19 protein-coding genes are annotated in these 23,325 nt (G+C 61.9%); 13 read left to right on the top strand and 6 right to left on the bottom strand.

Translation table 11 applies throughout. The features are described from left to right. Window positions 1-148 precede the first annotated feature (148 nt). Entirely contained in the window at window positions 149-562 is a 414-nt protein-coding gene (locus HHL22_RS07910; RefSeq protein ID WP_169530383.1) for an acyl-CoA thioesterase, read from the top strand. Window positions 563-675: 113 nt separating this feature from the next. Here the strand turns inward: HHL22_RS07910 and HHL22_RS07905 are convergent, their stop codons facing one another. After that, window positions 676-1,221 (bottom strand): DinB family protein, encoded by a 546-nt coding sequence (locus tag HHL22_RS07905; protein ID WP_169530382.1) that lies wholly within the window; start codon window positions 1,219-1,221, stop codon window positions 676-678. 129 nt (window positions 1,222-1,350) lie between these two features. Here HHL22_RS07905 and HHL22_RS07900 point away from each other — a divergent pair, with 129 nt between their 5' ends. From HHL22_RS07900 to ppk1, 4 genes are all read left to right on the top strand, one after another. After that, window positions 1,351-3,036 carry an ABC1 kinase family protein gene (locus HHL22_RS07900; RefSeq protein WP_169530381.1) on the top strand — a complete coding sequence of 562 codons (1,686 nt, stop codon included), beginning with the start codon at window positions 1,351-1,353 and terminating at the stop codon, window positions 3,034-3,036. A 26-nt stretch (window positions 3,037-3,062) separates the two neighbouring features. Next, window positions 3,063-3,674: a Uma2 family endonuclease gene (locus HHL22_RS07895; protein ID WP_169530380.1), complete on the top strand. Its 612-nt coding sequence runs from the start codon at window positions 3,063-3,065 to the stop codon at window positions 3,672-3,674. A 62-nt stretch (window positions 3,675-3,736) separates the two neighbouring features. After that, window positions 3,737-4,612: a 3-keto-disaccharide hydrolase gene (locus HHL22_RS07890; protein ID WP_169530379.1), complete on the top strand. Its 876-nt coding sequence runs from the start codon at window positions 3,737-3,739 to the stop codon at window positions 4,610-4,612. A 117-nt stretch (window positions 4,613-4,729) separates the two neighbouring features. Beyond that, window positions 4,730-7,075 (top strand): polyphosphate kinase 1, encoded by a 2,346-nt coding sequence (gene ppk1, locus HHL22_RS07885; RefSeq protein ID WP_241737991.1) that lies wholly within the window; start codon window positions 4,730-4,732, stop codon window positions 7,073-7,075. Between the two features lie 217 nt (window positions 7,076-7,292). Here the strand turns inward: ppk1 and HHL22_RS07880 are convergent, their stop codons facing one another. Both HHL22_RS07880 and HHL22_RS07875 read right to left on the bottom strand, forming a co-directional pair. Beyond that, the gene (locus HHL22_RS07880) at window positions 7,293-7,616 is read right to left on the bottom strand and encodes a hypothetical protein (RefSeq protein WP_169530378.1); all 324 of its coding nucleotides are present in this window, start codon (window positions 7,614-7,616) and stop codon (window positions 7,293-7,295) included. Window positions 7,617-8,594: 978 nt separating this feature from the next. Beyond that, a complete protein-coding gene (locus tag HHL22_RS07875; RefSeq protein WP_169530377.1) occupies window positions 8,595-9,575 on the bottom strand; it encodes a type VI secretion system baseplate subunit TssG in 981 nt (326 codons plus the stop codon). Between the two features lie 144 nt (window positions 9,576-9,719). Here HHL22_RS07875 and HHL22_RS07870 point away from each other — a divergent pair, with 144 nt between their 5' ends. The 4 genes from HHL22_RS07870 (at window position 9,720) to tssD (HHL22_RS07855) (ending at window position 13,258) form a co-directional block, all read left to right on the top strand. Continuing rightward, window positions 9,720-10,571: a TssN family type VI secretion system protein gene (locus tag HHL22_RS07870; RefSeq protein WP_169530376.1), complete on the top strand. Its 852-nt coding sequence runs from the start codon at window positions 9,720-9,722 to the stop codon at window positions 10,569-10,571. 47 nt (window positions 10,572-10,618) lie between these two features. Further along, on the top strand, window positions 10,619-11,827 hold the full coding sequence (locus HHL22_RS07865) for a hypothetical protein (protein ID WP_169530375.1): 1,209 nt from the start codon (window positions 10,619-10,621) through the stop codon (window positions 11,825-11,827). 40 nt (window positions 11,828-11,867) lie between these two features. Continuing rightward, on the top strand, window positions 11,868-12,743 hold the full coding sequence (locus HHL22_RS07860; RefSeq protein ID WP_169530374.1) for a hypothetical protein: 876 nt from the start codon (window positions 11,868-11,870) through the stop codon (window positions 12,741-12,743). A 122-nt stretch (window positions 12,744-12,865) separates the two neighbouring features. Continuing rightward, window positions 12,866-13,258, top strand: a complete 393-nt coding sequence (tssD, locus tag HHL22_RS07855) for a type VI secretion system tube protein TssD (RefSeq protein WP_169530373.1) — start codon at window positions 12,866-12,868, stop codon at window positions 13,256-13,258. Between the two features lies 1 nt (window position 13,259). On the opposite strand, the gene HHL22_RS07850 is transcribed toward tssD (HHL22_RS07855), so the two are convergent. Together HHL22_RS07850 and HHL22_RS07845 are read right to left on the bottom strand one after the other, a co-directional pair. Beyond that, entirely contained in the window at window positions 13,260-13,715 is a 456-nt protein-coding gene (locus HHL22_RS07850) for a hypothetical protein (RefSeq protein ID WP_169530372.1), read from the bottom strand. Beyond that, complete coding sequence (locus HHL22_RS07845; RefSeq protein ID WP_169530371.1) at window positions 13,712-14,611, bottom strand: glycoside hydrolase family 19 protein; 900 nt, start codon at window positions 14,609-14,611, stop codon at window positions 13,712-13,714. Before HHL22_RS07845 ends, HHL22_RS07850 begins: the two co-directional genes overlap by 4 nt. Before the next feature lie 297 nt (window positions 14,612-14,908). On the opposite strand from HHL22_RS07845, the gene HHL22_RS07840 reads away from it, so the two are divergent. The 4 genes from HHL22_RS07840 to HHL22_RS07825 all read left to right on the top strand — a co-directional run bounded on the left by HHL22_RS07840 (window position 14,909) and on the right by HHL22_RS07825 (window position 22,621). Beyond that, complete coding sequence (locus tag HHL22_RS07840; RefSeq protein WP_169530370.1) at window positions 14,909-16,741, top strand: type VI secretion system Vgr family protein; 1,833 nt, start codon at window positions 14,909-14,911, stop codon at window positions 16,739-16,741. 90 nt (window positions 16,742-16,831) lie between these two features. Further along, a complete protein-coding gene (locus tag HHL22_RS07835) occupies window positions 16,832-17,614 on the top strand; it encodes a hypothetical protein (RefSeq protein ID WP_169530369.1) in 783 nt (260 codons plus the stop codon). Further along, window positions 17,611-22,002: a DUF6531 domain-containing protein gene (locus tag HHL22_RS07830; protein ID WP_169530368.1), complete on the top strand. Its 4,392-nt coding sequence runs from the start codon at window positions 17,611-17,613 to the stop codon at window positions 22,000-22,002. Before HHL22_RS07835 ends, HHL22_RS07830 begins: the two co-directional genes overlap by 4 nt. Window positions 22,003-22,030: 28 nt before the next feature. Beyond that, on the top strand, window positions 22,031-22,621 hold the full coding sequence (locus HHL22_RS07825) for a hypothetical protein (RefSeq protein WP_169530367.1): 591 nt from the start codon (window positions 22,031-22,033) through the stop codon (window positions 22,619-22,621). 280 nt (window positions 22,622-22,901) lie between these two features. On the opposite strand, the gene tssD (HHL22_RS07820) is transcribed toward HHL22_RS07825, so the two are convergent. Further along, window positions 22,902-23,324, bottom strand: coding sequence for a type VI secretion system tube protein TssD (gene tssD / locus HHL22_RS07820; RefSeq protein ID WP_169530366.1), 423 nt, complete (start codon window positions 23,322-23,324; stop codon window positions 22,902-22,904). Window position 23,325 lies beyond the last annotated feature (1 nt).

Genomic DNA, 23,325 nt, shown 5'->3' with positions numbered 1-23,325 from the left:
CTGTTACTCGCTGCAACCGACAACCCAAAAGCACCCCGCGCAGCCCAACCCGGCCTCGCTAGTGTGCCTACTATCCGAGGGCAAGGCGTAGCAAAGGCGCAGCCGGCTGTTTTGCAACCACCAGGCACCTCTCCTAATCAGTTACTATATGTCGCACCACTCCCAAACTTATACCGTGCGCTGGGCCGAGCTGGACCCCAACGGCCACATGCGCCACTCGGCCTACGCCGACTTTGCCGCCGACCAGCGCGTGCACTGGCTGGCCAGCCTGGGCTTCGACGTGGCCCGGTTTGCCGCCCTGCGCCTAGGGCCCATCCTGTTTCGCGAAGAAACCAAGTACCTCAAGGAGCTGCACGGTGGTGAAACCATCCGGGTGGAGGGCCGCGTGGTCAGCCAAACGCCGGGCGGTGCCCGCTGGACCATCGAGCACACCATTTACAAAGCCAACGGGCAGCCCGCCGCCATCGTCACGGTAGATGGCGCCTGGCTCGACCTCGGCCGCCGCAAGCTCACAGCCCCGCCCGCCGAGCTGGCCGCCGCGATGCAGGAAGAAGAAATGTAGGAAATGGTAAGAATGTAGAGATGTGGGAAATGTGAGAATGATAGGAAATATAAGAGCCATTTTTGTATCTCTACATTTCCCACATTCTCACATTTCCCACATCTCCACATTGTTCACTTTCCCAGCGCCTTGGTGATGCGGTTGAGCTGCTGCTGGTGGTGCAGGGTGTGGTCGAGTACCGACGTGATAGTTTGGTCCAGCGTGAGCCAGCCGGCCCTAGGGTGCCGAAACACGGTGTGGCGCAGCTTATTGCCCGGAAACTCGTGCAGCACTTGCTCCAACTCGCGCCGGATGCCGGCCCACTGCTGGCGCAACTCGGGCAGGGGCGCAATGGTTTCGGGCTGGGGCGGGGGCGGCAGCGTGGGCGGCACCTTAAACCGCAGGCCCGGCAGGCGCAGCCCCAGGCGCAGCAGCAGCGCGCGCGCGCGGGTGCCCACCGTGCTGAGGCGCCAGGTGTCGTGGTCGGCGGCCAGGGCTTTGCGCAGCGCGTAGGTAATGCTTTTTTCGGCCGTCAGCAGGTGGTGAACAACCTGGGCGGCGGCCCACTGGCCGGGCACTGGCGCCACGTAGGCGCGGGGCCCTAGGGCCTCGGCGGTGGCCAGGGCGCGCGTGGTGGCCCGGTCGAGCTGCTCGATTAGCAGGTGTAAGCTGTTCGTCATAGGGTGGGCGGGTGGGCTAGGGGAGGGCGGCGTAGCTTTGGGCAAATACTATGCCCTATACGCAAGTTGGCCGCCCGTGGGGTGCCGTAGGCTGGCCGAACTGTAAGCCTAGTTTCATCCGCTACCGTCGTGCTTTTTAAGAATACCATCTCCAACCTTGCCCGCTTGCGCCAAGTGGCCGAGGTGCTGCTGCGCTACGGCTTCGAGGATGTGGTGACGACCACGCCCCTGCGCCGCCTGGTGGGCCAGAAGCGCCGCCTGCGCTGGCGGCAGGACGACGAGCGCCCCGTGTTCGAAACCACGCGCTGGGAGCGCATCCGCCTGATAATCGAGGAGCTAGGGCCCACGTTCATCAAGCTGGCCCAGGCCCTGAGCAACCGCGCCGACTTGCTGCCCGAGGCCCTCATCGACGAGCTGGAGAAGCTGCAAAGCAACGTGCCGCCCTTCGCCACCGCCGAGGCCCGCCAGATTGTGGAAGCCGAGCTGGGCCGGCCCCTAGGGGCAGTTTTCCGCGAGTTCGACGACGTGCCCCTCGGCTCGGCCAGCATTGGGCAGGTGCACCGGGCGCGGCTGCACTCGGGCGAGGAAGTGGTAGTAAAAGTGCAGCGCCCCGGCGTGCGCGAGAAGGTGGAAAGCGACCTGCGCCTGCTGCACGAGCTGGTGCGCCTGACGGGCAACTTCCTGCGCAACCAGGGCCTGGCCAACCCCCAGGACGTGATTGACGCCTTCGAGCGCAGCATGACCAAGGAACTGGATTATACCCAGGAGGCCCGCGCCATGGAGCAGCTGCGCCAGCTCTACGAGTCCTACACCAGCTTCTACATTCCGAAGCCCTACCGCGAGCTAAGCACGGCCAAAGTGCTGGTAATCGAGTTTGTAGCGGGTTGCAAGATAACCGATACCGCGCAGCTGCTGGCCTGGGGCCTGCGCCCCGAAACCATTGCCGAAACTGGCATGGACGTGTACCTGACCCAGATTTTCGAGTTCGGCTTCTTTCACGCCGACCCGCACCCCGGCAACGTGCTGGTGCGCCCCGATGGCACGCTGGTGCTCATTGACTTCGGCATGGTGGGCAAGCTCACCAAGCAGCAGAAGTACGCCTTTGCGGGCGTCTTCATCGGCATGGCCCGGCAAGATGCGCGCAGCATGGCCGTGAGCTTCCGCCGCCTGGCTTTGAGCAGCGACATCCCCGACATGCGCGCCTTTGAGAACGACCTAAGCTTGCTCATTGAGGACTTCGCCGTGCTCGATGTGCAGGACATGCGCATGAGCGACCTGGCCGACGCCCTGCAGGGCATCATCTACAAGTACAAGCTACAGGTGCCGGGCGCCATCTTCCTCATCTTGCGGGCGTTGGTTATTCTGGAAGGCATCGGCCGGGTGCTGCACCCGCGCTTCAACACCTTCGAGTTTGTGCGGCCCTACGGCGCCAAAATCCTGCGCGAGCAGTACTCGCCCGAAAACATCCTGAGCGAGGCCGAGTACACCGGCACCCAGCTGCTGGCTTTGCTGCAAACCCTGCCCGCCGACCTGCGCCAGATAATGCGCAAAGCCAGCAAGGGCGAACTGCGCCTGAAGGTGGAGCTGAGCGGCTACGCCAGCCTGCTGCGCAAGGCCGACCAACTGGTGAGCCGCACCGTGCTGGCCTTGCTCACCGTGGGCACGCTGCTGTTTGCCGGCCTTAGTCTGCTGGGGCACTACCCACCGGCCATGCCCTACTACCGCGGGCTGCCCGTCGTCACCTGGTATGCCCTAGGGGCCACAGCGCTGCTCGTGCTGCTGCTTACGCTGCCCCAGCGCCCCCGGCGCGAGTAAGCCGCCCTAGGGCGTAACTTGCTGATATGACTCCTACGCTGGCTCCCATCACCAACATTTCGCAGCTCGACCCCAACGAGCACTACACTTACGCCGACTACTTAGGCTGGAAGTTTGGCGAGCTGGTTGAGCTGATTCGGGGTAAGATGCTGCGCAAAATGTCGGCTCCGACTTCCAGGCATCAGCAGTGCTCCATGAACCTTTCAGGCTTGTTGCACAGCTATTTAAGGCGTAAGCAGTGCCGCGTATTTGCCGCGCCCTTCGACGTGCGCCTGCTGCGCAGTACGGGCAATGGCGACGACCAAATAAAAACGGTGGTGCAGCCCGACCTGTGCGTGATTTGCGACCCGGCCAAGATTGACCAGCGCGGCTGCCTAGGCGCCCCCGACTGGATTATCGAAATTGTGTCGCCCGGCACGGCCACCCACGACACGCACACCAAGTTCGACCTCTACGCCGAAAACGGGGTGGGCGAGTACTGGATTGTGTTTCCGGGCGAGCAAACGGTGGCGGTGTACGTGCTGGAAAACGAGCAGTACCAGCCCCTGGGCGACTTCTACGAGCCCGGCCTCATTCCGAGCCGCACGCTGCCCGAGCTGCAGCTGCAGTGGGCCGACGTGTTTGAGCACGTGCCGTAGGCGCTGTTGGGCGGTAGCTTTGTGAGGTTCTCTTTCCCGCCCCCGCTACCCTAGCCCCCGCCATGAAAAACGCGTTTGCCCTACTGCTCAGCGTACCGCTGCTCGCTGCTAGTACTGCCTCGAAGCCCGCGCCGGGCTGGACGAACTTGCTGGACCAGAACCTGAGTAAGTGGCGAGTTTACCAGAGCTACCGCCACCAGCCCGGCTATAAGGGCCAGGTGCCGACCGATGCGCAGGGCCAACCGGTGCCGCCCATCGGCTACGATAAAAACGAGGCCAACGTGTTTTCGGTCACTATGCAGCAGGGCACGCCGGTGCTGCGCATCAGCGGCGAGGTCTACGGCTGCGTGTTTACCAAGCAGGACTATGCCAACTACGACCTGAAGTTGAAAGTGAAATGGGGCACCAAGAAATGGGAGCCCCGCCTGCAAGAGCCTCGCGACAGCGGCGTGCTCTACAACAGCCAGGGCGAGGCCGGCGTCGATTACTGGCACTCCTGGATGCTGGCCCAGGAGTTTCAGGTGTCGGAAGTGGAGAAGGGCAACGCCATGGGCGACTACTGGTGCATTGCCAGCTCGGTGGCCGACATCCGGGCCGCCCGCCACCAAGATACTTTGCGCTACACCCCTAGGGCCGCGCCGGTGGGCATGGGCAACGGCGGCCCCTACTGGTGCCAGGCCGCCGCCAGCTACCTGCCCGCCGCCGATGGCTGGACGGAGTTGGAGTTGCTGAACGTGAACGGCCAGAGTGTGCACCTGGTAAACGGCCACGTGGTGCTGGCCCTCAGTAACTCGGGCTACCTGAAGGACGGCCAGCGCCAGCCCCTTACCCACGGTAAAATTCAGCTGCAAAGCGAAGCCGCCGAGGTTTTCTACAAGGACATCCAAATTCGCCCCTTAGCCGCCCTGCCAGCCCAGTACGCACAGTATTTCCGCTAGCCTCTAACAGATTGGGAGCCCCTAGGCGTTATTTTGCAGGGAAGGCGCTGCCTGCGCAGCCAGCCCGCGCAGCGGGCGTATCTGCGCAATCCGTTAAATCCGTTAAATCTGCGGTTTATGAAGTTATTCAAATCTGCCGACCTTATCCGCAAAAGCAAGTATATCAGCCGCGACCTGAGCTGGCTGCGCTTCAACTACCGGGTGCTCGACCAGGCCCGCGACCCCGGCCGCTCGCTATTCGATAAGCTGCGTTTTCTGAGCATTACCTCGTCCAACCTCGACGAGTTTTTCATGATTCGCGTCGGCTCGCTCTACAACTACCTCGACTACGGCAAGGAGCGTATCGACTACTCGGGTTTGCGCGAGCTGCCCTTCCGGCGCAAGCTGCTCGACTTCGCCCACCGCTTCGTCAACGACCAGTCGCTGACGTATTTAAATGACCTCAAGCCGCAGTTCGAGAAGCAAGGCTTCAGCATCCGGCGCATGGAAGAACTAACGGAGGTGGAGCTGAAAAAGGTGGAGGGCTACTTCAAAAATACGGTGTTTCCGCTGCTCACGCCCATGGTCTACGACTCGTACCACGGCTTCCCGCTCATCATGAACCAGGTGCTCACCTTCGGGGTGGTCACGCGCGGCATTCCGCAGAGCGAGCCGGGCGGCGTGGCGACGCCCCTGGTGCAAGTGCCCGACATGGACAAGGGTCAGGAGCGCCTCACGTTCGTGCAGATTCCGCAAAACCTGACGCGCTTCTTCGAGATTACCCGCAAGGACCGCGTGGTGTTCGTGCCCATCGAGGAGATTGTGCGCGCCAACCTGCCCAAGCTATTCCGCAACGTGGACATCGTGTCGGCCGATTTGCTGCGCATTACCCGCAACGGCGACTTCACGCTGGAAGAATCAGAAGACATTGATACCAATTTCATCAAGGAGATTCAGGCGGGCCTGAAGACGCGCAAGCGCGGCCGCGTGGTGCGCGTAGAGGTCGAGCCCGACGCCTCGACCTACCTGATGAACATTCTGCGCGAGCGTTGGAACATCGACAACGGCAACATCTTCGTCATTCCGGGACTGCTCGATTTGCGCGGGCTCAACCAGATACTGCGCTACCCCAGCTTTAAGGGCAAGGGGGCTAAGCAGCCCGCCGCCGTGCTGCCGGTAAGCCTGCCCGAGGGCGCCGACGACAACCTCTTCGAATACCTCAAGCACCACGACGTGCTGCTGCACCATCCCTACAACAGCATCGAGCCGGTGGTGCGCCTGCTGGAGCGCGCCGCCGAAGACCCCCAGGTGCTAGGCATTAAGCAAACCATCTACCGCCTGGCCGAAGACTCGCGCGTGACGGCTGCCCTGCTCAAGGCGGCCGAAAACGGCAAGCACGTGTCGGTGCTATTCGAAGTGAAGGCCCGCTTTGACGAGGAGCGCAACATCCGGGAGGGCGCCCGGCTCGAAAAAGCCGGCTGCTTCGTCATCTACGGTGTGGGTAAGTACAAGACCCACACCAAGATGCTGATGATTATTCGCAAGGAAGGCGAGAAGGTAACGCGCTACGTGCACATCGGCTCGGGCAACTACAATGAGCAGACTTCTCGCCTCTATACCGACCTGAGCCTGCTGACGACCAACGACACCTACGGCCACGACGTGTCGGAATTCTTCAATGTCATAACCGGCCACTCACAGCCCGACGACTACGAGTACCTCATTACGGCCCCTAGGGACATGCGCCAGCAACTTATTCACCTGGTGCGCGAGGAAGCCAAAAACGCCAAGAAAGGCCTGCCTAGCGGCATCGTGATGAAGATGAACTCGTTGGAAGACCGGGAGTTAATCGACGAGTTTTACAAGGCCAGCAAGGCCGGCGTGCCCATCCGCTTCATCGTGCGCGGCATTTGCTGCCTGCGGCCGGGCCGGGCGGGCCTTAGCGAAAATATTGAGGTGCGCAGCATCGTGGGCGAGTACCTGGAGCACGCCCGCCTGTTCTACTTCCACCACGCGGGCGAGGCGCGGCTCTACGCTGGCTCGGCCGACGCGATGGTGCGCTCCTTCGACCGCCGCATCGAGGCCATCTTCCTCATTGAGAACCCGCAATTGCGCCGCGAGGCCATCCACATCCTGCAGCTCAACCTGCTGGACAACCAGAATAGCTACGTGATGCGCGAGGACGGCGCCTACATTCGGCAGCAGCCCGCGGCCGGCGAAGCGGCCGTAAACATCCACCGCGATTTTTACCGTCGCCCCGACGAAGTCGCCCTGGCCCAGGCCACGCCCGAAGGCTTGCTGGCCCTGCTGCACGCCCAGCACGCCGCCCGCCTGCGCGAGGCCGAAGCCGCTGCTGCCGCCACCAGCGCCCTGCTGCCCGTGGAAGACGACGCCGATTCCTTCGGCCAGGGCGAGCCCATTATGGAAGCCGAAGTGGAGCAGGAAGCCGACATCGCCGCCACCGTAGTAGACGAGAGCGCCTGAACTACGGACTGAGCGACCTTTAGCGGCCAGGCAGCAGCCCTTTGGATGCTGCCTGGCCGCTAGCTTTTAGGTGGTTGACAAAGCGCAAGTGTGGTTAACGTATTGGCTCAGAAAGTGTGGTCCGCAAAGCCACTAAAAAGAACCCACTTCCTAACCCGCAAAAACGGCTTAAAATCCGCGCTTTTAGGGATGCATTAAGCAGGTTGGGGTGGCCTGGTTACGCCGGACAGGGTAGGGCGTTAAGTTGAAGAAGCTGCTGGTGAGCATGATACGGGGCCTGGTAGCCGCTGCTGGAGTGCTGCCGCTCGGGATTGTGGCAACCAACGTAGTCGGCGACGCTGGTCAGCACGTCAGCCAGGCCGGCAAAAACGGGTTGCTCGCCGACGTCGAGCCCCCCCGTTTCGAGGCGTGACCAGCGGCTCGCGGCCCGCGCATGATCGTGGCAGTCGCCGCGCCGGCTCGGCGAGCGCCGGGCCTCGCGGTCACGCCGCAGCGGGCGGTACCCGTTGACGCAGTACTGCCCGCCCCGGTTGGCGGGCACGAGCAGACCCGGCGTGGGCGGCTGGGCCTAGCAAGCGCGCTGCCAGGCCGTGGTAGTTAGCTCCTCGGGCATGGGGGCCATGACGTGCCCGCCCCCCCTGTTTGCTGACCTTCTGCTACGCGCCCAGCTAAGCCCCCTCGCCGTTAGCCAGCGGCAAGCAGGTGATGTCACTGCCCCATGCCTAGGCAGCCTGCGTAGGGCCTGGGCTGGTTGGGCAGCCGGGTGGGGGGCGCAGCGCAGCCCGTGGGGGGAGTCGGTCGTGCGGGGCGGGCAGGCTTTGGGTCGGATGGCCCGCAGCCCCTGCCGGCGCCTCGCGGTGCGCCGGCGCTGGCGCCCGACGCGGTAGCCTTTTCGGCGCAAGGCGACCTGCAGCCGGCGGGTGCCGTCGCGGCGCTGGCGGCGGCCGAAGACCTTCACCAGCGCCGCTTTCCAAGCGGGCGATGCATGTTTACTTGCTGGTTGTTGAGCTTGTTGCCACGTATAGTAGCCGCTGGCCGGCCCCGCCACCACCTGGCAAAGCAAGTGCACGGGGTACTGCCTCTGTTACGCTTTGATAAAGCGGTGGCGGCTCATGGGTTGTCAGTTGCTGAGAGCCGGCGCTCATAGCAGGCAACTGGCAGTGGCTTTTTCAAATGTCCAGCTCCTGCGCTTGCCGCCGCGCCAAGGCCCGGCGCTGCCGCAACTCGGCCGCGGTGGCCGGGTCCAATTCTACCCCACGCACGGGCGGGCCGCCGCTACGGGAGTAAGCGCTTCTTTCTACTATTCCTAGAGCAGCTTGACAGTGATAGTTAAGGCCTAGGCGGCGGCGTGCGTCAAGCGGCTCGCACCGGCTAGGCGCAGGGCCTCGGCTTGGAAAGCGGCATCATGGCGCCGGCGCTTGGCCGGTTAGGGGCTGGCTTTCATGCTAATTGGAAGGTATAACCATCCTCTCCATGTTCACCTGACCACCTCAGTCCTGCGTGATACTTACTTGCGCTTTCAGATGCCAGCTGTAGTAAAGCCTAATACAGGTGCTGCTTCTCCCTCACCCAGCCGGAATTCGGGCTCGGCGGCGGCCATGTCGTAGCGCACTACCACGTCGGTCTCGAAGGCCACGAAGTACTCGCACAGCAGCGCAAGCGCGGTGGCGGGCCACGCGTTGGTGAGATAGGCCTCTAGTTCGGCTACGGTCAAGCCTTGCACGGTGACTTCAAGCGCGGGCAGCGTTTCTTGGTAGTCGCCGCCGAGTACCAAATCGCGACCTAATGCTAGGCTCCCTAGGGTGCCGCTGGTGGGCTGCGCGTTGGTGGGGACGGCTGGCAGCGGGTGCCGCTGCGGCGCCACCGAGCGCAGCCGCACAGCATGACCCAGCACGCTCTCGAAGCAGCGCTGGGTGCGGGGCAAGTCGCCCACAATGTTGCAGGCCAAGGGCAGCAGGTAAAGCAGGTTGGTGAGCACCACGGGGGGCAGGCCCGCCTCGGCTAGGCCCCAAAAACGCGCCAAGGCCTCGTTATACCAGTTGGTGGCCAAGCTGTTGAAGTAGCGCCGCTCTTCCTGCTCGAGGCGCACGCGGTAGCGAAAAAACTCCTGCTCGAAGGGCAGAAAGAACTTGCGGGTGGCTTTTTCCTTGCGGCGCTGGGCCAGGCTGTCCGCCACCATCGCCCGCACATCGGGGGGGTGCCCGCCGGGGTTGCCGCTGGGCTGGTGAAATACCTGTTGCGGCAGGGCATCGTAGAGGCCTTCGCGGTGCACCTCCAGCACGGTGCGTACCACTTCGCGGTGGTGGCGCTCGAAGGGCTCTTCGGCTACGGCCCCTAGGTCGCGGCGGTAGCGGCGGGCAAATAAGCTTACTGGCCGCACCACGAAGTCTTCGAAGGCGTAGCCATACGCCAGCAGCTCAGCCAGCAGCACCTCTAGGCGCACATCGAAGGTCTGGCGGCACTGGCGCTCGAGGAGCTCGCGGGCAGAAGGAGAACGCAACGGCATAACGCAAGTATAAGTCCCAGGACCGGGTCAGGCGGGCCCAGCCGGGTTGAATACCGAGCAGCTAGCTCCGCAGGCAGATTTCCCGTACCTTGGCAAAGTCAGTCGCCGAGCCGCCGCCGGCGCCATTTTGTCTTTTCCATGCTTCCCAATCCTGCTTCTCAAGCTCGCTCGGCTGCTACGAGCACCGTTTCCAACCTCAGCTCCCGCGTGCAGGGTAGCAAAGTTTTTGGTAGTGTGCTGCTTTACGTGCTGGGCACGGTGCTCGGTATAGGGCTGCTGGGGCTGGCGGCCGTGCGCAGCCCCTGGCCCTACCGGCTTACGTTTGGCCTGCTGCAAGTGGCGCTGGTGCTGGTGGGGTGGCTCTACGCGGCGAAGCTGCCGCGCTGGCTACCTTGGCTGCCGCCGCGGGGGCGCTGGCAGGCAGCGCTGGTGCTGGTGGCCACGGCGGCGCTGGGCGGCGGCACCATCTGGGCGTTGCGCTGGTTGCCTTGGGCGCAAGGCTATCTGCCGCCAGCCGGCTTCGTAATGGCGATAATTCCGTTTCTGCTGCCGTTCTTCTTCTGGCAATCGTACCAGGCGTGGCGGGCCGTGCCGCCGCGCCGCTACAAGCTCTGGCGCTACAACCCGCTGGCGCCTGGCCCCGACCTGACGCGCATCGACCTCAACAATTTTATGGTGGTGCACTTCTGGATGACGCGCCGCCATGGCGAGAGCCTCTACCACGACTTTTCGTCCAAAGCGCCTTACCAAATGCGGCTGAATGACTTGTTTGGCATTTTCCTGACCGACTACAACAAGCTCAAGCCCGACCAAGCGCTGCAATATCTTGATGGCCAAGGCCAAGCCTACGGGTGGCTGTTTTACGCCAAGCGGGCGTGGTGGCGCCGCCGCCACTACTACGACCCCGACCGCACGTTTCAGGATAACTTTCTGCGCCAGGGCAGCATCATTGTGGCCCAGCGGGTGCCCCTACCCTTGCCCGGAGCCTAGGCCGGAACCGGCCATTTCTTTCTACTTTTCGCCTCTCTTTTGCGGCTATGCTTCCAGACCTCACGCACTACCCCGTGAACTGGGTGGACGGGATGAAAATCGCCCGCCGCCACTTCACCGAAACCGACCAGTTCGTGCTCGACCACCTGCGCGACGCCGTGGCCCTGGAGCTGCGCGCCGACCGCTACGGCCTGTTGCCCGCTGTTAATGAGCTGGGCAGCCCCGCCGCCTTTGAGCTGCTGCTGAGCGTGGATGCCCAGAGCGAAGTACAGGCCCGCCTTACGCAATGTCGGGCCGTTACGGCGGGCGGGGCCCGCATTGAAATCACGCCCAGCAGTGCGCCGCTCACCGTGCGCACCAGCTTAGGGCAGCTGCTGGCCACCTTTGGCCTGGCGGCCACCGAGGGGCTGCGCTTCAATGTGGTGCTCACCGTCAACCCATTTGAGCGGGTGCCGACCGGCCCGCCCGACCCGGCCGAACTGCCGCCCCGCCACCCCTATACCCGCCCCGGCTACCAGTTGAGCGTGGTGCCCGCAGCGCAACTAGGCAGCCAGGCCAGCGCGGCGTTTGCGCTGGTGGTGGGCGAGCTGCTGTACGCCGAAGGAGCCCTGCGGCCAGTGGCGGGGTACATTCCGCCCAGCCTGGCGCTGGCCAGCCACCCAGCGCTGCTGCAAGCGCTGCATCAGCTTGATTTTCAGCTGACCGAGCTAGAAACGGACGCCTTCAAAATTATTCATAAAGTGAAGCTGCGCGCCGACAAGCGCAGCCCGCTGGCCGACCTGGTGCGCGAGCTGGCCGAGCGTACCGCGCTGGCCCTGGCTCAGCAGCTGACCACGCTGCGGCTGCTGGCTGCGCAGCAGCCCCCCAGCTACCTGCTGGATGCGCTGCTGCGGGTAGCCAAGCAAGTCAAAACCTCGCTTGACCTGCTCACCGAAGCCGAGCGCGAGGAGTTGCTCAAGTACTGCGAGCAGTGGTCGGAGACGCCGCCCGCTACCTTGCTCGCCGCCCTGCAAGCGGCCGTGACCCTGGCCTACGACCACCACCGCGTGCACGAGCACTTGCAGCAGCAGCAGCAGCTGTGGCAGCTCCTAGGGCTCGTTTTCCGCCAACTTAGCCAGCTCGAGTACATTGGCAAAAACCGCGAAGGCTGGCAGACCTTTATCAACGAAAATCCGGTGTTTCACCGCGGGCCCATTATCACGCCGGTGCCCGAGTCGCCGACTACGGGCGGCGGCTTGCGCTGGAGTCCCATTTAATCGCGTTTGCCTCGCCGCCCGCCGTTAGTCTACTGCCTGCATGAATCCGCTCAACCAACCCGAACGACGCACCCGCCTCTGGCAATTTTCGCTGCTGTACCTGCTGGCGCTGGCCGTGCCCCTAGGGGCCTCGTACTACCTATTTTCTAATAATAGCCTGGCTGATGAGAACGCTCGCCTGAAAAAGGAACTCGACCGCACCCACCAGGAGCAGAAGCAGCTAGTGGCTCGCTTCGACACGCTGGCGCACCACCTGCAGCGCATTGATGTGGTAGACCAGCGCCTGCGCGACGAGAAGAACGACCTCGTACTGGGCCGCCTGAACACCAGCAACCAGGACTACCTTAACGATATTGCCGTGAGCCTGAGCCAGCTGCGCCTCGACTCGGCCCAGCTGCAAGTGCCCGCGCACCGCCAGTTGGTGCGCGATGAATTGCGCGCCTTCGACCTTTTTCGCTCGAACCGCAACACGATTGATGCGCTGCGCGGGCAGCTGGCTAAGAGCGGCGCCGATGCTCAAGCCAGCGCTCGCCTAGCCGAAGAATTAGCTCAAGCTAAGCAGCAAGTTGTCACATTGCAAGCCGCTAGCATTAGCCGTCCGCCGCAGGTAGCCGCCGGGGGTGGGGGCGGCGGCGGCGCTACCCTGGTACCGCCGCCCAGCGCGGCCCTCAAGCTTCAGGTGAGCTTGCTGCAAGACCAGGTAGCCTTTGCCAATGCCGACTGCCTGCGCCAGCGCGCCCTCGACCACAAGGCCCGCAGCAAAGAGCGCAAGCAGTTGTTGCAAGAATCGCGCACGGCGTTTATCAAGATTTTGCAAGACCCCGCCACCGCCGACCTCAAGCAGAGCATCGAAAAAACGCTGGAGCCCATCAACGTGGAGCTGGGTAAGGAGCCGCGCTTCTTCGGGTTGTTTTAACGGCTCGCCGAGCCCCTAGGTCGGGCCCTAGTGCCTGGCCCACCTAGGGCGCTGGTGACGCTTTCTACGTAACTTTCTGGTATTAACGGCGGCTTAGCCGTCATTTTCTAAAGCTCCCGCCCATGTCGTTTGAAGCCGCCTTTATCGTGCAGGATGAAACGTTTAACGTGCGTAGCTTCAATTGGAGCATCCACCAGAGTGCCGACACCCTCAACCGGGCCGATACCCTGGTGCAGGGTGGGCAGCTGCATATCGAGCTCGACTCGCAGCCTAGCGACCTGCTTCATTTTTGGGCCTTGGACAACACCAAGCGGCTCGATGGCAAGATTCTGGTGTTTGAAGCCGACAGCCGCGCTGTGCGCAAAACCATCGAGTTTCAAGACGCTTACTGCGTGGGCCTGAGCAAGCATTTCGACGGCACGGCCTCGACCAGCGGCATGGTCATGACCCTGATGCTATCGGCCGGCAAGCTCCAATGCGGTGAAGTGCTGCTCGACAACAAGTGGGCGAGCTAGCCTATTTCAGGCGCTTGAAGGCGTGAAAGCCGCCCTCGCCGTAGTTGGCTAGCCGCAAGGTAGTGGGCGTTAACTGTTCGATAAGGTAGCAGTAGCAGTCGCCATCCTGTCGGTTGCGCGTGGTGAGAATGGTCGGCGTTTTGTAAACCAGCGGCTTTTCCCCGGCACACCCGCACTTAGTGGTAAGCTGGTAAGTAGACACGGCCACTGACTTCCCTTGATATTTCTCGGTGTAGAGCGTCGGCGTTATCTCCAACTCGGATAGTGGGTCGGTAGTGGATTTCCAACGACCTAGGAGCCCCGGCGCGGCTTTGACAGCGGCAGCCGGCGGGGAGCTTGGGCTGGGGGCCGCCGTGCGCGGCGCGGCCTGCCCACACGCACTCAGCAGCGCGGCGAAAAACAACGACCCACTCAACCCGGCTATTCGCAGGCGCGGCCCATGCAGTAGTGTGCTCATTTCAACCCAAATACTTTTTTAGCGTTGGCGGTGTAGCGCTGGCGGGCGGCTAGCCCGTTGTGCCCTCCGTTCACGGCCCTGGTCACCGACTCTACGTTGTCGCGGTCGGCGCGGCCGTTCAGGTCCTTGCCTTTTTTATAAATCAGCCAGAAATAGCCGGCCGCGTCGGCGGCCCAGGGCTCCTGCTCCACCAGCTTCATGCTGTTGCCCTGCGTGAGGTCGCGCCCGAGGTAGCGGCCGTACTTGACGTACACGTCGCGCCCCGTAATCTGAATTAGGCCCCGCCCGGCAAAGCGCACGCCATCGCCGGGCTGCGTGTTACCGAGGTCGGCGCGGCCCTCGTATTCCTTGCCGGTCGCATACTCGCGGGTGGCCCGGAAGTGGTCGCTTTCGACCGCTACCTGGGCCAGAAAATGCGCCTGCCGCAAGCGCGTGTTAATCTGATACTTCTGCATCGCCGTATTGAGCGGCCCGATGTGTTTTTGGATATTGGTCAGGCTAGCCTCGGGGCAGATGGCTTTGAGCTGCTCTGCCGTCACTGCCAGTGGGTTGCCTGAGTCGAGCGCCAGCGGCTGCTCCCAGTAAGCAAAGCGGGTGCGGCGGTCGTAGAGCAGCGTGCGGTGGTCGGGCAAGTGGTAGTAGTCGAGCGTCGCGTTGCCCTTGTTCGAGACCTGATAGATGGCGTAGTTGGGAGTGCTGTGCACCGGCACGCGGGCTAACGTGGCCGGCTGGGCCAGCAGCCCCAGGGTATCGACCGGGTCGAAAGGGCTGGGCAGGAAGAAGCGGTTGCTCAGCCAGTTGTCGTAGCCATACGACAGCCAGCTTGTGCGGCCCGACAGCAGTTCAATCACGTCGGGCGTGGCGAACACATTGCGAATCAGAACGTCGTATTCCATACCTGCTTATCCTCACTGCTGGCGACCGCTGCTTCGGCCGCCCGATGCTAAGTTAGGGGTAAGAAGAGACAGCCGCTTCGGCTGCCGACTGGCCGCAAAAGTACTTTACGACCATCTTTGGGGCGCCGGCCGGGCCCTCCACCGCAAGGCAGCCTATGCGCGCATCTGCGGCGCCTCCCGCACCTTTGCTACCCCTAGGCGGGCGCGGGGCGCCGGCCTGTGCTGCGCGCCAACTGCCGCCTAGGTAGTATTTTCAAGCCGCTATCTGCCTTTTCCACCCTCTAACCTTCGCTACGCATGGCGCGTCAAGTCACGTTGCACATCCAACCCAAGGGTAGCGCTGCGCCGCTGGCCGAGTTTACTTACGTGCGCATCTACCAAGACTTGCACACGCACCACTCGTTCGAGATTGGGGTGCCGTTTGACTACCTAGAGGGCCGGCAGGGCAGCTTTATGCAGCGGGCGCACCGCGAGCTGGTGGGCCAGCCCATTACCTTCTCGCTCACGCCCGACGCCGAAGGCGTGGGACAGCAATTCGCCTTCACCGGCTTCGTGACCGACATTGTGGTGGCCAGCGACAACGACTATACCGGCAGCTTCGTCATTCGGGGCTACGGCCCCAGCTGCCTGCTCACCGATGGCGTGCAGCAGCGCGCCTTCGTGAAGCAATCGTTGAGCAGCATCATCAATCAGGTATTACAACCCTACCGCGCTAACCTGCTACCTAGGGCCGTGAACCTGACCAGCCAGGCTACGCTGCCCTACGTGGTGCAGTACAACGAAAGCAATTTTGACTTCCTGAATCGGCTGCTGGCCGAGTGCCACGAGTGGTTTTATTACGATGGCACCACGCTGCACTTTGGGCTGGCCGCCGATGCGCCCACCGTGCCGCTAGAGCTGCACAAGCAGTGGAGCAGCTTTCAGCTGGAAACGGCCATCCGGCCCAGCCAAGTGGCCATGCACGGCTACGACCCCACCCAACACCAGCGCTGGGATGGCAGCAGCCCGGCCACCCCGGCGGGCCTAAGCGGCAATCCCTTCGCCGAGTTTGCCCAGCAAACGGCCCAGGATGTCTTTACGCAGCCCTTGCACGCGCCCGCGCCCCTCCCCCCCCAGGCCCGCACCGACGTGCAAACCGCCGCCAAGGATGCGGGCGCGGCCGTAGCGGCCGGGGCGCTGCTGTTTCGGGGCCGTAGCGAAAACCCCGATTTGCGCTTGGGCACCATCATCGACGCCTCGGCCGAGGCCCTAGGTAGCGATAACCTAAGCGTGGGTAGCCTGGGCAAATACCGCGTGGTGCAGCTCACGCATGAGCTGGACTATACGGGTGGCTATTCTAATACCTTCACGGCTGTGCTGCACGCCTTGCCCCAACCGCCCGCCAACCCCTACGCCCGCCCCCAGCCCGGCGTGCCCGAGCTGGCCGAGGTCATCGACGTGGCCGACCCGCAACGCCTGGGCCGGGTGCGGGTACGCTACTACTGGCCCGTGGAGAAGCCCACCAGCGCCGAAACCGACTGGGTGCGCGTGCTCACGCCCTACGCCGGCGACGGCAAGGGCCAGCTCTTCACCCCCGAGGTGGGCTCGCAGGTGCTCATGCACTACCAGCAGCAGCGCCCCGAGCAGCCGCTGGTGCTGGGCAACCTCTTCCACGCCCAAAACAAGCAGAATGCCAAGTACACCAACCCCGAAAACAACCTAAAAGGGATGCAAACGGCAGGCGGCAACAAGTTTGTGATGAGCGACACGCAGGGCCAGCAGAAAATCCTGATTTCCAACTCGAATAACAAGGATACAGGGGTTACGGTCAGCTTTCAGGGCGATGGCAGTATCCATATCCAGAGCAAAGGGCCGGTTACGGTAAATGGCAGTATTATTACCCTGGAGGCTGGTGATAAAGGGGAAATTCGGATGCACGCCAAAAATATCACGATGGTGGCCGAAGACGACGTCAAGATTAACGCAACGAATCAGGGGATAGCGTTAGATGCTAAAAACCAAATGGCACTGACTTCAAAAGAGCTATTGGCAGTGGGCAGCCAAAAGGCCACTGTTAGTTCAGATACCGAGTTAGCCCTTAATGGTGGGGGCAAAGCCACGCTGCAATCGGGGCAAACCAAAGTGCATTAAGCATTCTTCTGTATTTTTCACCGGCCCTCTTGCAAGATGATTCTGAAACTTCTCGCTTCGTCTCAACCACAGCGTTATCAAGTACGCACAGTGAGTGCCGTGCAGGTAGCGCAGATGAAGTTTGAGAATGAGTTGCTGTATGTGGTAGAACTGCGGGTGCTGGGTGAGAATGAGCACGGGTATCTTTTACAAGTAGATGTGCAGCACAGCACCCAGCAGGCCACTGACTTATTCAGCCGCGTGCTGGCCGATGTAAACCAGGTGAGCAGCAGCTTGGTACTGCAAGCCGACGCGCACGGCCGGCTGGTGGAGGTAAAGAACCAAGCGGAAATACAGCGCAAATGGCAAGCGGCCAGCCCGGCCATTCGCGCCCGCTACGCGAGTGAGCCGGCCGTGCAGCCCTTTCTGGATACTTTCGAGCAACAACTAGCGCTACCCGGCAGCATGGAGGTGAACCTGCGGACCAAAGGGGTGCACAGTGCGCTCCTAGCCGGGCTGTACGGCCAAGCCTACGCGACCGAGCCGGTTGTGAGTCACCACGTCATCCCTGGTTTTTTCAACGAGCTGGATTTGCCCTTGCTACTGGCTACTCAGGCCGAGGAAGCGGCCGACGATGCGGCCATCGTGCTTATTAGCCGCACTGGCAGCCTAGATACCGCTGCATTTTCAAACCAGGATTTTCGCCGTCTTATTCGCGGCATTGTGGATGACTACACATTTGACGTAGCGTTAGAAATTGACTGCCAGGCCCACTTTGCGCTGCATCGCCACACCGGCGCGCTGCTACGCTCGCGCCAGCACCTACGCGCCGAAGTGCCCGGCGTGTACCATAATAGCATCACGCACGAAATCTTTCCTCACCCCTCCGCATGAGCCAGCAGAAATACGTTCCTGCCAACGTCTTTCTCCGCTGCGATAAAGGCGCCACCCCCTGCCAGCTGCTGATTACGCGGCCTGGCCCCGACCTCTATGATGAGAAGTGGGCGGTGGAGGGCGATGGGTTGCCGGGCGTCAACGTTACCACTTTTGGGGCGTGCGCTATCACGCATGGGCCGTGCGTGCCGGCCACCATGCGCTGGCAGAACACGCTGATGGGGGCCTTGCAGGTAAACGCCGGCGGGCTGTTTCAAAATCCACTGCTCGACGACTCGATTCTCCCGTGCGCGGTGGGCGGCAAAATTGATATCTTCTTCACGCGAGCAGCCGTCACGCAGGCGATGCAAGCCGCTGAGAACGAGCGGCAAGTAGCGGCAGCAAAACAAGTATCGGAAGACGCTAAAGCCAAGTCCCTGCTGCTATTCGGAGCCGCTATCCTGGTGGCAGCCGTAGTGGTGGTGGCTACTGGCGGCGCCGCCCTGCCACTTATTGCCGGTGCTGCGGCGGCCGGGGCGGTAGTAGGCGGGGGCGTTGGTGCCGTAGCCGGCGGCATTGAGGGATACGCGCACGGGGGCGCTATGGGGGCTGCCAAGGGCGCCGCCGGCGGCCTAGTGCTAGGTGCCGCAATGGGGGCCGTGGGCGGGGCGGCCGCCGTGGCCGGTGGCCCCGTAGCCGTGGGGTTGCTCGAAGCATCGGGCGCCATGTTTGGCGTCGCTACCGCCGCCGATGCCTTCACGTTTTATAAGCAGCCAACGCAAGAAAATGGCTTGGTGCTGCTGGGCGATTTAGTAATACTTTTTGGCGGGCGCCTGGTAGAAGGACAAGCGCGCAAAGCCGGGGAGCTAGCCGAAGCCCGCGCAACCAGAGAATTGGAAGCGCGGCCTGGGGCGGACAAAGCGAAGTGCACGGGCAGAAATGAGCCGGTAGATGTAGCCTCCGGGGCTATGTACTTCGACTCAATAGATTTCGTCTTGCCAGGGCCTATTCCCGTGGTGTGGGAGCGCTCGTACTTCTCAACTTCCAATTATCAGGGCCCGCTGGGCTACGGCTGGTATCATCGCTATGACGTAGCCTTGTGGGTTGACCAAGAGGCAGGTACTATAGCCATGCGCCTGGCCGACGGGCGCGTGGCTATGTTTGAGGCCCCTTCGGAGGCTAACGGTTACTACAGCTACTACCGTGAGCACCACTTAGAGCTGCGGCCAGCGTTGGCTGGTGAAGCTGGCTACGACGTGCACGCAGCGCTCGAAGGAGTTACTTACCACTTCCAGGCTATTGCGCATGCGCCGTCGCCTCAGCTGCTGCGTTTAGTTAGCATCACCGACACCTACGGCCATAGCGTCCGCTTCGACTACTCGGCGGCTGGGCACCTGTGCGCGGTGCACGACAGCGTAGGGCGCGTAGTGCGCGTGGAAACCGATGCGGCTGGCCGCCACACTGCGGTGCACCTACCTACTGCCGATGGAACCGACGCTACGTTTGTGGCTGCCCATTTCGCATACGACGAGCAAGGGCAGCTTATCAGCGTAACCAATGCGGAAGACCATGCCAGGCATTTTCGTTACGAAGGGCACCGCATGGTGCAGAAGACCTTTGCCGAAGGCACTTCCTACTACTACGAGTATGACACCCTAGGCCGCTGCACCCGCACCTGGGGCGACGAGAACTACTACAACGGGCGCTTCGTGTACGAGCTAGGTCTTACTACGCTCTACTGCGATGAGCCTGAGACCGTGGAAACGTACTACCACCAGCAAGGCCTCGTTACCGCGCACCGCAACGCCTTAGGCCAGATGCACCACTGGCGCTATAGCCCCTATGCGGAGTTGGAAACGGAACAGGATGCCCTAGGGCGCACCACCAGCTTTGCCTACGATGCCCGCGGCAACTGCACGCAACTTGCGCTCCCGGACGGTGCCACCGAGCAGGTAACTTTCGACGAGCACGACCGCCGCCTGAATTATACCAACGCGGCTGGCAGCACTTGGCACTGGACGTATAACCCCGCCGGTGAGTTGATAAGCGAGCAGAATCCGCTCGGGGCCACGATTCACTACCAGTACGATGCGGAAGGTCGGGTCAGCACCATCACGGATGCGCTGAACCACGTTACTCATCTACGCTACGATGCCCAACACAACCTAGCCCATCTTGTCACGCCCGACGGGCACATTCGCTCGCGCGCTTATGACGCCCTGGGCCGGCTCGTCGAACTGACCGACGCGCTAGGCTACCGGCAGTACCGCCACTACGACCGCCTGGGCCGGTTGCTGAGCGTGCGCGAGCCCGACGGCCGTACTACTAAGCTGCACTACGACGCGGAAGGTAATGTAGTACGCGCTCGGAGCGACCAGCAGGAAGTAGCATTCGCCTATACTGCCATTAACCGCTTAGCCGTGCGGCAACAGGCCGGCCAGGAAATCCGCTTTGCCTACGACCGGCAGGCCCGACTAGTACAACTCACCAATGAGCATGGCCGCCAGTACAAGTTCGCCCTCGATGCGGCCGGCCGGGTAGTGGAAGAAATAGGTTTCGATGGTCTGACGCGCCGCTATGAGCGCAACGCGATAGGGCAGGTAGCGCGCATGCTCCGCCCGGCTGGCCGGAGCACGCACTACACCTACGACGCCGCCGGCCGCATTGCGGCCGTGGCTCACAATGACGAGGCACCTACTACCTACCGGTACGGTGCTACCGGTGCCCTGCACGAAGCCTGCACGCCCACCAGTCGCCTATGCTTCGAGTACGACGCCTTGGGGCAGCTAGTGCGCGCCGACCAAGACGGCCACACGTTGGCTTATTCGTACGATGTCCGTGGCCAGCGCACGCACCTACGCTCCTCGCTCGGGGCCACTATTGATTGGCAGCACGACGCGATGGGTAATCTTACGCAGATGCAGGCCGGCACGCAGTGGCAAGCCCAGCTACAACACGACGCCCGCGGCCTAGAATTGCACCGGCAGCTGAGCGGCGGCGTGCAGCAGCATTGGCAGTACGACGGCCTAGGGCGCCCCACTCAGCAGCTCGTGCACACCCGCACTGGCCAGCGCCAGCGCTCCTATCACTGGCAAGGGGCTGACCAGCTCACCCACCTCAACGATAGCCTATCCGGGGCCACGCGCTATACATACGACGCACTAGGCACACTCACGGGTGCCCACTATGCCGATGGGAGCCAGGAACTGCGGGTAGCCGACGCGGTCGGTAACCTCTTCCGCACGCCCACGCTTACCGACCGACACTACGCCCCCGGCGGGCAACTGCGCGAGGCCAGCGGCACGCGCTACCGCTACGACGCCGAGGGTAACCTAGTGAGCAAGACGGAGCCCAATGGCCAGCAGTGGTCCTACACCTGGGATGGGGCGGGGCAGCTGGTGCGCGTAACGCGGCCCGACGGCTACGCCGTTTCCTTTGGCTACGACGCCCTAGGCCGGCGCTTGCTCAAGCGCTACCGGGGCCGGATAACGCGCTGGGTATGGGACGGGCACGTTCCGCTGCACGAGTGGAATGAGCTAGCCCTGGGCCCCGAGGCGGGACACGCCGAGCAGGTACTAACTTGGCTGTTTGAGGCGGGTAGCTTTGCCCCGGCCGCCAAGCTCACCCAGCAAGGCGCCTACAGCGTAGTCAGCGACCAGTTGGGCACGCCCCTGGCCCTCTACGACGGGCAGGGGCAGGCCACCTGGGAAATGGCCCTTGACTGCTACGGCGCTGTGCGCCAAGGCCGAGGCCACGCCCAGGACTGCCCTTGGCGCTACCAGGGCCAGTACGAAGATGTCGAAACCGGCCTCTACTACAACCGCTTCCGGTACTACGACCCACACGCTGGGCAGTATATATCCCAAGACCCTATTGGTGTTCTCGGCAGCTTAAGTCTGTATAGCTACGTCGCAAATACAGCTAGTTGGCTGGATGTGCTTGGGCTTGCCCCTGGAAGCAACCTAGTTACTTACCCAATTTCCAGTGCGACTACCGGCCCGTTAGCGGGTGCTCGTGCCACGGGTATAGATAGAGCATGGGCACTCGAAAAGCAGCTAGTAACTGAAACGAATGCTGGTACCAGGACATGGTCACAACCAGAGATGGATTTGATTAAGAGTACGCCCAATAGTCGCTTAACCAGCGTAATGTCACGCGCTGGTTATACCGGTCACCATATCAACTCCGTTGAAGGCAACGGAACCTTAGGCCCAGCTTGGCAGGGCGACCCGCGTAATATTGTGTTCCTCGAAAACCACAACCACCCAGGTGGTTTCAATAATCACGTTCGTGGGGTAGAGGGCCACGGAGGCCACACCCAGAATGCTACTAGTGGCAATCTAATCGACCGGCAAGCCATGCTTGATGCACACCGGCAAGCGCTCAGCGCAGTTAGTACCTGTCCCTAATTTTTTTACGCTCTTAGTCTATAATACTATGGCACTGATGCAAGCCATCACTCTTTTCGCACAAGAGTTTAACAATGGAGAAGATAACTTCGGCACCATTACCATTCTTCCCAAAGAGCGCGCTACCCAGTTCGAGCCAGCACTGCGCGGCCAGCTTCGCACCTTTTATGCTAGTGTAGATTTTGACGAGTTAATTATTGGCAATACGTTCTTTCTTGAAATAGCTACGGCCGATAAGTTGCCCCGCTACCAAGAGGGCTGGCTTTATGTATTTACTAACGGCCAGAAAGAATACGAAGACACTCAAAACTGGCGCGAAAGCTGGGTGGTTTTTGGCGATAGAAATGGTGATGCAGTCTTTGCGAAACTAGAAGATGATAGGTCTCCGATTTATGGCAGCATTCAGAAACAGCAAGAATTCAAGCTGGCTTCTTCGTTAGAGTCGTTCTTGACTATTTTGACTGCCTGTTTAGTCGTGGAAGAAGAGGAATTTGGGTTTGAAACCAAGAATGAGGACTATTCTTTCAAAGAAGAATTTATAGTTAAAACCACTTCAGTAGTCGAACAATACGAAAGCCCTGAAACGGCTCATTCATTTGTGCAATACTTCTTTGGCTAAGTTCCATTTCGAAAAATAAATAACTCAGGAGTAGACCACTATCGCGGCCAGGTAATGCGTTAGATAGAAAAAAGGCCGCGTACCCCAGTATGGGTGAGGCGCCACCCGCTACACGCACGACGCGCCCACTACGCCGATGGAAGCTAGGAGCTGCGGGTAGCCGACGCGGTCGGTAACCTTATTCGCACGCCCCCGGCGGGCAGCTGCACGAGGCCAGCGGCACGCGCTACCGCTACGACGCTGAGAATAATCTGCTGGTAGCAGCCTACGCCTGCTTGGCCTAGTCCATGATGCCCACGCCCGCTAGCTGCGCGCTGCCGCCGGCTACGCCACCCGCCGTTAGCTCCAACTGCGCGGCGGCAATCGTGAGCGAGCAGCGGTAGGAGCCTACTATATCGGCGCCGGCCTCAAACACCTCCTGGTAGCCAATGCACTGCCCAGCTTTAAACGACACAGTCTCGCTGGCCATCAGGTCAGTTGCCTGAAAAAAGGACACCTGCCCATCGAGCGGATAGTGCGGCGTGGCAGCCCACACGAGTAGCTGGTCACCAGCGGGCACATCGAGCACGAGTTCCAACAAACCGTGCCGCACTCGCTCGCTGATGCGGCCGCGGGCGTCGGTGGCCTGCGTGAAGCCGTACGAGCAAAGCACTACTGGATAGTGTTGTCCGTCAATCTCTAGCCTAGCAGAATAGGAAGCCATA

The organism is Hymenobacter polaris (assembly GCF_012927305.1).
Taxonomy (GTDB): Bacteria; Bacteroidota; Bacteroidia; order Cytophagales; family Hymenobacteraceae; genus Hymenobacter; species Hymenobacter polaris.
This window is presented reverse-complemented; position numbering and strand designations above follow the sequence as displayed.

What these genes read in the sequence shown, in the direction of transcription:
- HHL22_RS07910 (WP_169530383.1), top strand. Translation starts at nt 149, where the DNA reads ATGTCGCACCACTCCCAAACTTATACCGTGCGCTGGGCCGAGCTGGAC.
- HHL22_RS07905 (WP_169530382.1), bottom strand. Translation starts at nt 1,221, where the DNA reads ATGACGAACAGCTTACACCTGCTAATCGAGCAGCTCGACCGGGCCACC.
- HHL22_RS07895 (WP_169530380.1), top strand. Translation starts at nt 3,063, where the DNA reads ATGACTCCTACGCTGGCTCCCATCACCAACATTTCGCAGCTCGACCCC.
- HHL22_RS07890 (WP_169530379.1), top strand. Translation starts at nt 3,737, where the DNA reads ATGAAAAACGCGTTTGCCCTACTGCTCAGCGTACCGCTGCTCGCTGCT.
- ppk1 (WP_241737991.1), top strand. Translation starts at nt 4,730, where the DNA reads ATGAAGTTATTCAAATCTGCCGACCTTATCCGCAAAAGCAAGTATATC.
- HHL22_RS07870 (WP_169530376.1), top strand. Translation starts at nt 9,720, where the DNA reads ATGCTTCCCAATCCTGCTTCTCAAGCTCGCTCGGCTGCTACGAGCACC.
- HHL22_RS07865 (WP_169530375.1), top strand. Translation starts at nt 10,619, where the DNA reads ATGCTTCCAGACCTCACGCACTACCCCGTGAACTGGGTGGACGGGATG.
- HHL22_RS07860 (WP_169530374.1), top strand. Translation starts at nt 11,868, where the DNA reads ATGAATCCGCTCAACCAACCCGAACGACGCACCCGCCTCTGGCAATTT.
- tssD (WP_169530373.1), top strand. Translation starts at nt 12,866, where the DNA reads ATGTCGTTTGAAGCCGCCTTTATCGTGCAGGATGAAACGTTTAACGTG.
- HHL22_RS07850 (WP_169530372.1), bottom strand. Translation starts at nt 13,715, where the DNA reads ATGAGCACACTACTGCATGGGCCGCGCCTGCGAATAGCCGGGTTGAGT.
- HHL22_RS07845 (WP_169530371.1), bottom strand. Translation starts at nt 14,611, where the DNA reads ATGGAATACGACGTTCTGATTCGCAATGTGTTCGCCACGCCCGACGTG.
- HHL22_RS07840 (WP_169530370.1), top strand. Translation starts at nt 14,909, where the DNA reads ATGGCGCGTCAAGTCACGTTGCACATCCAACCCAAGGGTAGCGCTGCG.
- HHL22_RS07830 (WP_169530368.1), top strand. Translation starts at nt 17,611, where the DNA reads ATGAGCCAGCAGAAATACGTTCCTGCCAACGTCTTTCTCCGCTGCGAT.
- HHL22_RS07825 (WP_169530367.1), top strand. Translation starts at nt 22,031, where the DNA reads ATGGCACTGATGCAAGCCATCACTCTTTTCGCACAAGAGTTTAACAAT.
- tssD (WP_169530366.1), bottom strand. Translation starts at nt 23,324, where the DNA reads ATGGCTTCCTATTCTGCTAGGCTAGAGATTGACGGACAACACTATCCA.